At 72.0% G+C, this 8,902-nt stretch carries 9 protein-coding genes; 7 read left to right on the top strand and 2 right to left on the bottom strand.

The window, feature by feature from the left end; all coding sequences use genetic code 11:
- Positions 1–140: 140 nt before the first annotated feature.
- Positions 141–1,661, bottom strand: coding sequence for a peptide MFS transporter (locus ACFV2S_RS29695; RefSeq protein WP_385565566.1), 1,521 nt, complete (start codon positions 1,659–1,661; stop codon positions 141–143).
- Between the two features lie 426 nt (positions 1,662–2,087).
- On the opposite strand from ACFV2S_RS29695, the gene ACFV2S_RS29690 reads away from it, so the two are divergent.
- Both ACFV2S_RS29690 and ACFV2S_RS29685 read left to right on the top strand, forming a co-directional pair.
- The gene (locus tag ACFV2S_RS29690; RefSeq protein ID WP_041129540.1) at positions 2,088–2,765 is read left to right on the top strand and encodes a response regulator transcription factor; all 678 of its coding nucleotides are present in this window, start codon (positions 2,088–2,090) and stop codon (positions 2,763–2,765) included.
- 139 nt (positions 2,766–2,904) lie between these two features.
- On the top strand, positions 2,905–4,176 hold the full coding sequence (locus ACFV2S_RS29685; RefSeq protein ID WP_383799198.1) for an ATP-binding protein: 1,272 nt from the start codon (positions 2,905–2,907) through the stop codon (positions 4,174–4,176).
- 16 nt (positions 4,177–4,192) lie between these two features.
- On the opposite strand, the gene ACFV2S_RS29680 is transcribed toward ACFV2S_RS29685, so the two are convergent.
- Entirely contained in the window at positions 4,193–4,708 is a 516-nt protein-coding gene (locus tag ACFV2S_RS29680; protein ID WP_385565558.1) for a GtrA family protein, read from the bottom strand.
- A 188-nt stretch (positions 4,709–4,896) separates the two neighbouring features.
- Here ACFV2S_RS29680 and ACFV2S_RS29675 point away from each other — a divergent pair, with 188 nt between their 5' ends.
- The 5 genes from ACFV2S_RS29675 to ACFV2S_RS29655 all read left to right on the top strand — a co-directional run bounded on the left by ACFV2S_RS29675 (position 4,897) and on the right by ACFV2S_RS29655 (position 8,820).
- A complete protein-coding gene (locus ACFV2S_RS29675) occupies positions 4,897–6,036 on the top strand; it encodes a 5-(carboxyamino)imidazole ribonucleotide synthase (protein WP_385565554.1) in 1,140 nt (379 codons plus the stop codon).
- Positions 6,033–6,566, top strand: coding sequence for a 5-(carboxyamino)imidazole ribonucleotide mutase (gene purE / locus ACFV2S_RS29670; RefSeq protein ID WP_385565551.1), 534 nt, complete (start codon positions 6,033–6,035; stop codon positions 6,564–6,566). Before ACFV2S_RS29675 ends, purE begins: the two co-directional genes overlap by 4 nt.
- Positions 6,563–7,759 (top strand): dipeptidase, encoded by a 1,197-nt coding sequence (locus ACFV2S_RS29665; protein WP_385565548.1) that lies wholly within the window; start codon positions 6,563–6,565, stop codon positions 7,757–7,759. The genes purE and ACFV2S_RS29665 overlap by 4 nt, the downstream gene beginning before the upstream one ends.
- Positions 7,760–7,894: 135 nt before the next feature.
- Positions 7,895–8,494, top strand: coding sequence for a membrane dipeptidase (locus tag ACFV2S_RS29660; protein ID WP_385565544.1), 600 nt, complete (start codon positions 7,895–7,897; stop codon positions 8,492–8,494).
- Positions 8,422–8,820 carry a membrane dipeptidase gene (locus ACFV2S_RS29655; RefSeq protein WP_385565539.1) on the top strand — a complete coding sequence of 133 codons (399 nt, stop codon included), beginning with the start codon at positions 8,422–8,424 and terminating at the stop codon, positions 8,818–8,820. The genes ACFV2S_RS29660 and ACFV2S_RS29655 overlap by 73 nt, the downstream gene beginning before the upstream one ends.
- Positions 8,821–8,902 lie beyond the last annotated feature (82 nt).

Raw genomic sequence — 8,902 nt, 5'->3', positions numbered from 1 at the left:
CCCTCGCGGGGGGCCCGGACACCGGGGGCGGGGGGGGGGAGTCCACCTTCCCCCCCGGGCCCGGTCTCCGGGGTTTCGGCACGGGGCCCGGCGGCCGCCCGGGGGGGGGGGGCCCCCCATCGGCCGTACAGGAGGGCGGGTCAGTGGACGCTGCCCATGAGGCCCTGGACCTTCTTGCGGTACATGTAGATCGCGAAGCCCGCGAGGACGGCCAAGGCGGCCTGCATCGCGATGATCCCCGTCCCGTTCAGGTCCACACCGGCCAGCGACAGCAGACCCGTGGTGCAGTCACCGGCGGTGACGGCGAGGAACCAGACGCCCATCATCTGCGAGGCGTACTTCTGCGGCGCCATCTTCGTGGTGACGGAGAGGCCGACCGGGGAGAGGCACAGCTCACCGATGGTCTGGATCATGTAGATCGTGACCAGCCACATCGGGGAGACCTTGGTGCCGTCGCCCGCCATGTTCATCGGGACGATGAAGACGAAGAAGGACGCGCCGACCAGGACGAGACCCATCGCGAACTTCACGATGGTGTTCGGCTCCTGGTTCTTGCGGGCCAGCCACAGCCACAGCCAGGCGAAGACCGGGGCCAGCGCCATGACGAAGAGCGGGTTCAGGGACTGGTACCAGGTGGCCGGGAAGCCGAAGCCGAAGACCGTGGACGCGGTCTTGTCGTCGGCGAAGAGCGACAGGGTCGAGCCACCCTGGTCGTAGATCATCCAGAAGACGGCGGCGGCGACGAAGAACCAGATGTAGCCGGTCATCTTCGACTGCTCGGTCTTGTCGAGGTCCTTGTCGCGCTTGATGCGGACGAGGACGGCGACCGGGATGATCAGACCGGCGAGGGTGATCGGGACGAGCGCCCAGTTCAGGGTGTAGACGCCGAGGCCGACGACGACGCCGTAGAAGGCGGCGGCGAGGACGAACACGAGCGCGACCTTGACCAGGACGCTCTTGCGCTCGGCCGGGCTGAGCGGGTTCGGGACGACGTTGCTCTTCGGGCTGAGGTTCTTCGTGCCGATCAGGAACTGGAGCAGGCCCAGGCCCATGCCGACCGCGGCGAGCGCGAAGCCGAGGTGCCAGTTGACCTTCTCGCCGACGGTGCCGACCACGAACGGCGCCACGAAGGCACCGAGGTTGATGCCGACGTAGAAGAGCGTGAAGCCACCGTCACGGCGCGGGTCGTCCGGGCCGTCGTAGAGGTGGCCGACCATCGTGGAGATGTTGGCCTTGAGCAGACCGGAACCGGCGGCGACGAGCGCCAGACCGACGAAGAACATCGCCTGGCCGGGGATGGCCAGCGAGGCGTGACCGGCCATGATCACGAAACCGGCGATCGTGACGGTCTTGCGGGCGCCCCAGACGCGGTCGCCGAACCAGCCGCCGGGCATGGCCATCAGGTAGACCATCGAGACGTACACCGAGTAGATGGCCGTCGCCGTGGCCGCCGTCATGGCGAGGCCGCCACCCTGGCTGCCGGTCGCCGCGTCCGCGCCGCCGGAGACCAGGTACAGAACGAGAAGGGCCCGCATGCCGTAGTAGGAGAAGCGCTCCCACATCTCGGTCATGAAGAGGGTGGCCAGGCCACGGGGGTGGCCGAAGAACGTCTTCTCGGAACCAGAGGTTCCGGACGAAGCCGTCGTCAGGCTGGACGCCATGTCGATCCTTGCTCTGTCGGGACGCACGCCTTGTGAGCGTGATGCGCCCGGTGGGGGAGGCCGGCACCGGCGGAGTGTTGGAACTCCACCGGGATCCACGCCCCGGGAGATGCGTCGTCGCGTCCCGGAACCCGGCCCACAGGTCATTCACCGTCTCAAGGTTCGGCGGAGCCGACCTCACGCAGAAAGAGGACCTTGGCGCGCGAAGCTGGCCAAAGGTCCCCGATTACCGCTACTGACGTCTCGCCACCATACGACACGACAGTGCCGGATATGGAAGGACTTGAGAGATGGATCACAGGTGAAGGCGCAACCGCGAAGGGTCATTCGAAGGTCATGTGCAGGATGCCCACAAGATCTCCAGGGGTCGTCCAGGCCCTGCCGATCCCGCCCCGGCCCGGGCGCCGTGCCGACTACCATCACTCCATGACCCGTGTACTGCTCGCCGAGGACGACGCATCCATCTCGGAACCGCTGGCCCGCGCCCTGCGGAGAGAGGGGTACGAGGTCGAGGTGCGCGAGGACGGCCCCACCGCCCTCGACGCCGGACTCCAGGGCGGGGTCGACCTGGTCGTGCTCGACCTGGGCCTGCCCGGCATGGACGGCCTCGAAGTCGCCCGCCGGCTGCGCGCCGAGGGCCACACGGTCCCGATCCTGGTCCTCACCGCCCGTGCGGACGAGGTCGACACCGTCGTCGGGCTCGACGCGGGCGCCGACGACTACGTCACCAAGCCCTTCCGTCTCGCCGAGCTCCTCGCCCGGGTCCGGGCCCTGCTCCGGCGCGGCTCCACGGAGCCCGCCGCCGCCCCGGCGACCCACGGCGTCCGGATCGACGTCGAGTCCCACCGGGCCTGGATGGGCGACGAGGAGCTCCAGCTCACCGCGAAGGAGTTCGACCTCCTGCGGGTCCTGGTCCGGGACGCGGGCCGGGTCGTCACCCGTGACCAGCTGATGCGCGAGGTCTGGGACACCACGTGGTGGTCCTCCACGAAGACCCTCGACATGCACATCTCCTGGCTCCGCAAGAAGCTCGGCGACGACGCGGCGAACCCCCGCTACATCGCGACGGTCCGAGGGGTCGGCTTCCGCTTCGAGAAGAGCTGAGCCGAGGCGAACCGGACCGGGCCGAACCCGGCCCGGCCACCCCGCCCCGGGCCGCCCGGGCCAATCAGCCCCGCCCCGGGCCTATCCGCACCGCCCCGGGCCGAGCCGTGCCGTACCGAGCCGAGAGCACCGAAGAACCATGCGCCGCCGACTGATCAACTCCACGCTCGCCGTCGTCCTCGTCGTCATCGCCGTCTTCGGGGTCTCCCTCGTCCTCGTCGAGACCCGCACCATCTCCAGCAGCGCCCAGGAGAGCGTGGACTCGGAGGCGCTGCGGATCGTCTCCATCGTCGACAGCCGGCTCATCGGCGGCGAGCCCGTCAACCCGGACATCCTCGCCGAGCAGAGCGGCGCCAAGCGGTACGCCCAGATCCGCATCCCGGGCCGCGAGACCATCGAGATCGGCAGCCGCCCCGAGGGCGACGTCATCCGGGGCGTCGCCGAGGGCGAGCGCGGGGAGAGCGTGGTCGTCGAGGAGTCCCGCTCCGCGGTGACCGCCGAGGTCGGCCGCACCCTCCTGATCATCGGCGCGGTGGCCCTGCTCGCGGTCGTCGCGGCCGTCCTCCTCGCCGTGCGCCAGGCGAACAAGCTCGCCTCGCCGCTCACGGACCTCGCCGAGACCGCCGAGCGCCTCGGCTCCGGCGACCCGCGGCCCCGGCACAAGCGGTACGGGGTGCCCGAGCTGGACCGGGTCGCGGACGTCCTCGACGCCTCCGCCGAGCGCATCGCCCGGATGCTCACCGCCGAGCGCCGGCTCGCCGCCGACGCCTCCCACCAGCTCCGTACGCCCCTCACGGCGCTCTCCATGCGACTGGAGGAGGTCGCCATGTCCGACGACCTCGACACGGTCCGGGAGGAGGCCACGATCGCGCTCACCCAGGTCGAGCGGCTCACCGACGTGGTCGAGCGGCTGCTCACCAATTCCCGCGACCCCCGGACGGGCTCCGCCGTCGCCTTCGACCTGGACGAGGTCGTCAAGCAGCAGATCGAGGAGTGGCGCCCGGCCTACCGCAGCGCGGGCCGGGCCATCGTCCACTCCGGCAAGCAGGGGATGCGGGCGGTCGGCACCCCGGGCGCGGTCGCCCAGGTCCTCGCCGCCCTGATCGAGAACTCGCTCATGCACGGCGGCGGCACGGTCGCCCTGCGCACCCGCGTCACCGGCAACCAGTCGGTGATCGAGGTCACGGACGAGGGCCCGGGCGTCCCCGCCGACCTCGGCGCGCGGATCTTCGAACGGGCGGTGAGCGGGCGCAGCTCGACGGGGATCGGGCTGGCGGTGGCCCGGGACCTGGCGGAGGCGGACGGCGGCCGTCTGGAGCTGCTCCAGCAGCAGCCGCCGGTCTTCGCGCTCTTCCTCAGCCGGGAGGTCAGGAGCCCCGCCGAGGCCCCGCAGGACCGCCCGGTGCGATGACCGCCGGGCGAGCGGGTCAGACGCGGTCGGGCTGGCGGCGGGTCGCCTGCCGCGGGGCGTGCTCCAGGAACGATTCGGCGGTCTGCACGGCCTCCTTGGCCGGAAGGGCCCGGAAGACCCACGTGCGGTACGACCAGAAGCGGAACAGGGTCGCGATGCCGATGCCGGAGAACTTGAAGAAGTTGCTCGCCAGCGGGCCGTCCCAGCCGAAGCCGTACGTCGCCGCGTACAGGATGCCGTTCTCGATGACCAGGCCGACCAGGCTGAACAGCAGGAACAGCGTCAGTTCCTTGGTGCGCCCGGACTTGTCCCGGTCGCGGTACGTGAAGTAGCGGAAGCCCACGTAGTTGAAGGCGATCGCGACCACGGTGGCGATCAGGCTCGCCCGCACGACCGGCAGGTCCGAGAAGTGGCGCACCAGGTTGAAGACGCCGAGGTTGACCAGGACGCCGAGACCGCCGACCACCCCGAACTTGGCGACCTCCCGGAAGAGCCCCTGGAGTCGCATGCGCAGCGCGCCGGGTTCACTCATGGTGATCGCTCTGTCCCGTCCGTCCGGATGACGTCCGGGCGACGTCAACCCAACCATGCTAACCAGCGCCCCTGTCACCCGCCTGTGTACCTCGGAAACCTGTGGAGAACCCGTCTCCCACCTGCGTTCCGGTTGTGCCAAACCACAGCCGGACGAGTGTTCCCCGATGGTGCGGATACCCTAAGAGGGTGACGTTCCCCGTAGTAGGCATGGTCGGAGGCGGGCAGCTCGCCCGTATGACCCACGAGGCGGGTATCCCCCTCGGCATCAAGTTCAAGCTCCTCAGCGACACCCCGCAGGACTCCGCGGCCCAGGTGGTGAGCGAGGTCGTCATCGGCGACTACCGCGACCTGGACACGCTGCGTGACTTCGCGCGCGGCTGCGACGTGATCACCTTCGATCACGAGCACGTCCCCACCGAGCACCTGCGCGCCCTGGAGGCCGACGGCATCCCCGTCCGGCCCGGCCCGGACGCGCTCGTGCACGCGCAGGACAAGGGGGTGATGCGCGCGAAGCTCGACGAGATCGGCGCGCCGAGCCCCCGCCACCGCATCGTCGCCGACCCCGCCGACGCGGTGGCCTTCGCCGCCGAGGCCGGCGGCTTCCCGATCATCCTGAAGACCGTGCGCGGCGGCTACGACGGCAAGGGCGTCTGGTTCGTCCGGACGCCCGAGGACGCCCGCGACCCCTTCCTCGCGGGGGTCCCGGTCCTCGCCGAGGAGAAGGTCGACTTCGTGCGCGAGCTCGCCGCGAACATCGTCCGCTCCCCGCACGGCCAGGCCGTCGCGTACCCGGTCGTCGAGTCCCGCCAGGTCGACGGCGTCTGCGACACGGTCATCGCGCCCGCGCCCGACCTCGACGACGAGCTGGCGGGTCAGGCCCAGGAGCTGGCCCTGCGGATCGCCAAGGAGCTGGGCGTCGTCGGCCACCTCGCCGTCGAGCTGTTCCAGACCACGGACGGCCGCATCCTCGTCAACGAACTGGCGATGCGCCCGCACAACTCCGGCCACTGGACCCAGGACGGGGCGATCACCTCGCAGTTCGCCAACCACGTCCGGGCGGTTCTGGACCTGCCCCTCGGCGATCCGCGTCCGCGCGCGACGTGGACCGTGATGTGCAATGTCCTGGGCGGCGACTACCCGGACATGTACTCCGCGTACCTGCACTGCATGGCCAGGGACCCGCAGCTCAAGATCCACATGTACGGCAAGGACGTGAAGCCCGGTCGCAAGGTGGGCCACGTCAACACCTACGGCGACGACCTCGACGACGTGCTGGAGCGCGCCCGTCACGCCGCCGGCTATCTGCGAGGAACCATCACCGAATGAGCACCGCCACCGCCCCCGTCGTCGGCATCGCCATGGGGTCCGACTCCGACTGGTCCGTCATGGAGGCCGCCGCGCAGGCCCTCGACGAGTTCGAGATCCCCTACGAGGTGAACGTCCTCTCGGCGCACCGGATGCCGCGCGAGATGATCGCGTACGGCGAGGAGGCCGCGGGCCGCGGCATCCAGGCGATCATCGCGGGCGCGGGCGGCGCCGCCCACCTGCCCGGCATGCTCGCGTCCGTCACGCCGCTGCCGGTCATCGGCGTCCCGGTGCCGCTGAAGTACCTCGACGGCATGGACTCGCTGCTCTCCATCGTGCAGATGCCGGCCGGCATCCCCGTCGCCACGGTCTCCGTCGCCGGCGCCCGGAACGCGGGCCTGCTCGCGGCCCGGATCCTCGCCGCGCACGACGCCGACCTCCGCGCCCGGATGACCGACTTCCTCCAGGACCTCAACCACCAGGCCACGGAGAAGGGCAAGCGGCTCCGGGCCAAGGTCGAGGGCTCGGCGTCCTTCGGCTTCGCCAAGTGAGCGCCGCGGACCGGCTGGAGGAGGCCCGCGAGCTGCTCGCGGGCCACCCCGTGGTCGACGGCCACAACGACCTGCCCTGGGCGCTGCGCGAGCACGTCCGCTACGACCTCGACAAGCTGGACATCGGCGCGGACCAGACCGGGGCGCTCCACACCGACCTCGCCCGGATGCGGGCGGGCGGCGTCGGCGCCCAGTTCTGGTCGGTGTACGTGCCCTGCGAGCTGACGGGCGACCACGCCGTCAGCGCCACCCTGGAGCAGATCGACATCGTCGACCAGCTCCTGGAGCGGTACGCGGGCGACCTCGTCCGCGCCCTGACCGCCGACGACATGGAGGCGGCCCGGAAGCAGGGCCGCATCGCCTCCCTCAAGGGCGCCGAGGGCGGCCACTCGATCAACAACTCCCTCGCCACCCTGCGCGCGCTGCACACCCTGGGCGTGCGCTACATGACGCTCACGCACAACGACAACAACGACTGGGCCGACTCGGCGACCGACGACCCGCGCGCCGGCGGTCTGACCGCCTTCGGCCGCGAGGTCGTCCGCGAGATGAATCGCAGCGGCATGCTCGTCGACCTCTCCCACGTCGCCGCCACCACCATGCGGGACGCGCTCGACGCCTCGGCCGCGCCGGTGATCTTCTCGCACTCCTCGGCCCGCGCGGTCTGCGGACACCCGCGCAACATCCCGGACGACGTCCTGGAGCGGCTGCCCGCCAACGGCGGTGTCGCGATGGCCACGTTCGTGCCCAAGTTCATCCTGCCCGCCGCCGTCGAGTGGACGAACCGCGCGGACGAGAACCTGCGGGCGCACGGACTGCACCACCTCGACACCACCCCGCGGGGCATGGAGGTGCACCGCGCCTTCGAGGCGGCGAACCCGCGCCCGATCGCCACCGCCGCGACGGTCGCCGACCACCTCGACCACATGCGCGAGGCCGCCGGCATCGACCACATCGGCATCGGCGGCGACTACGACGGCACGGCCTTCACCCCGTCCGGTCTGGACGACGTCGCCGGCTATCCGAACCTGATCGCGGAGCTCCTGCACCGCGGCTGGTCGCGCCCGGACCTCGCCAAGCTGACCTGGTCCAACGCGGTCCGCGTCCTGCGGGACGCGGAGGCCGTCTCCCGCGACCTGACGAGCCGTACGGCCCCGTCGAACGCCACGATCGACGTCCTCGACGCCCCGTAGGGCCCGTCGTCACCGGCCCCTCACCCGGACGGCGCATCCCGCCGGGCCCCGGGCCGGGGCCGGTGGCACGGTGGACGGTACCGCCCCGCCGCGCTCGGCGGGGCGGTACTGCATCGCCGAGTCCGGAGTCACACCATGGCGGAACTGCTAGACGACCACCCCACGCTCTCCACCGTCCCTGCCGCAGCCGGCGAGCCCGACCCGCCGGAGCCACCGCCACCGCTCGACGAGACCGCCCGGGCCCGCGCCCTGCTGGCCGCGCAGCCCGTCACCGAGGGCCACACCGAACTCCCCGGGTCGCTCGACCCGGAGGACCTGCCGCCCGTCCGCGCCGCGGAGGCCGGGGCCCAGCTCTGGTCCCTGCACGTGGAGGCGGACGAGGGCGTCATCGGGACCCTGCGGCGCATCGACGCCGTCCGCGCCCTCGTCGCCGCCTGCCCCGAGGACCTGCGCCTCGCCCACACCACCTCCGAGCTGGACCACGCCCGCAACTGCGGCCGTGTCGCCGCCCTGCTCGGACCGGTCGGCTGGACGGCGCTCGGCGGCTCGGCCGCCACCCTGCGGGCCTACCACGCCCTGGGCGTACGGGCCGTGGGCGTCGACCGCTTCGACCGCTTCGCCCGCGACGCGGTACGGGAGATGAACCGCATCGGCGCCTGGCCGTGGACCTGTCCGGCGCCGACCCGGACACGGTCCGCCGCGCCCTCGCCGTCACCCGCGCCCCGGCGCTGCTGACCCGGGCGGCCCCGGAGGACCTCCCGGACGACGTCCTCGGCCTCCTCGGCGAGAACGGCGCCGTCCTCATGGTCACGGTCACCGACGACCCGCCGGCCGTCGCCGACGTCCTCGACCGGGTGCGGGGGCAGGCGGGCGCGCACTGCGCGGGCGTCTCCCACACCACCGACCCGGCCGCCGGGTACGTGCCGCTCTTCGCGGAGCTGCTCCGCCGGGGCTGGACCGCCCAGGAACTGGTCGGCCTCGCCCACGCCAACGCCACCCGGGCGCTGCGCGAGACGGAGTTCCTGTCCCGGACGAACCGGATCCGGCCGGCCGCGGCCTGACCGTACGCACGGGAGGGGGGGGGCGCCCCCCCGGGGCAGCCCTCCCCCACCCCCGCGCGCGCCCGCCACCGCGCGCGCGCGC

This window comes from Streptomyces sp. NPDC059695, assembly GCF_042733785.1.
Taxonomy (GTDB): domain Bacteria; phylum Actinomycetota; class Actinomycetes; order Streptomycetales; family Streptomycetaceae; genus Streptomyces.
The sequence above is the reverse complement of the archived record's forward strand: the minus strand, read 5'-3'. Positions and strand labels throughout refer to the sequence as shown.

What these genes read in the sequence shown, in the direction of transcription:
- ACFV2S_RS29695 (WP_385565566.1), bottom strand. Translation starts at nt 1,661, where the DNA reads ATGGCGTCCAGCCTGACGACGGCTTCGTCCGGAACCTCTGGTTCCGAG.
- ACFV2S_RS29690 (WP_041129540.1), top strand. Translation starts at nt 2,088, where the DNA reads ATGACCCGTGTACTGCTCGCCGAGGACGACGCATCCATCTCGGAACCG.
- ACFV2S_RS29685 (WP_383799198.1), top strand. Translation starts at nt 2,905, where the DNA reads ATGCGCCGCCGACTGATCAACTCCACGCTCGCCGTCGTCCTCGTCGTC.
- ACFV2S_RS29680 (WP_385565558.1), bottom strand. Translation starts at nt 4,708, where the DNA reads ATGAGTGAACCCGGCGCGCTGCGCATGCGACTCCAGGGGCTCTTCCGG.
- purE (WP_385565551.1), top strand. Translation starts at nt 6,033, where the DNA reads ATGAGCACCGCCACCGCCCCCGTCGTCGGCATCGCCATGGGGTCCGAC.
- ACFV2S_RS29660 (WP_385565544.1), top strand. Translation starts at nt 7,895, where the DNA reads ATGGCGGAACTGCTAGACGACCACCCCACGCTCTCCACCGTCCCTGCC.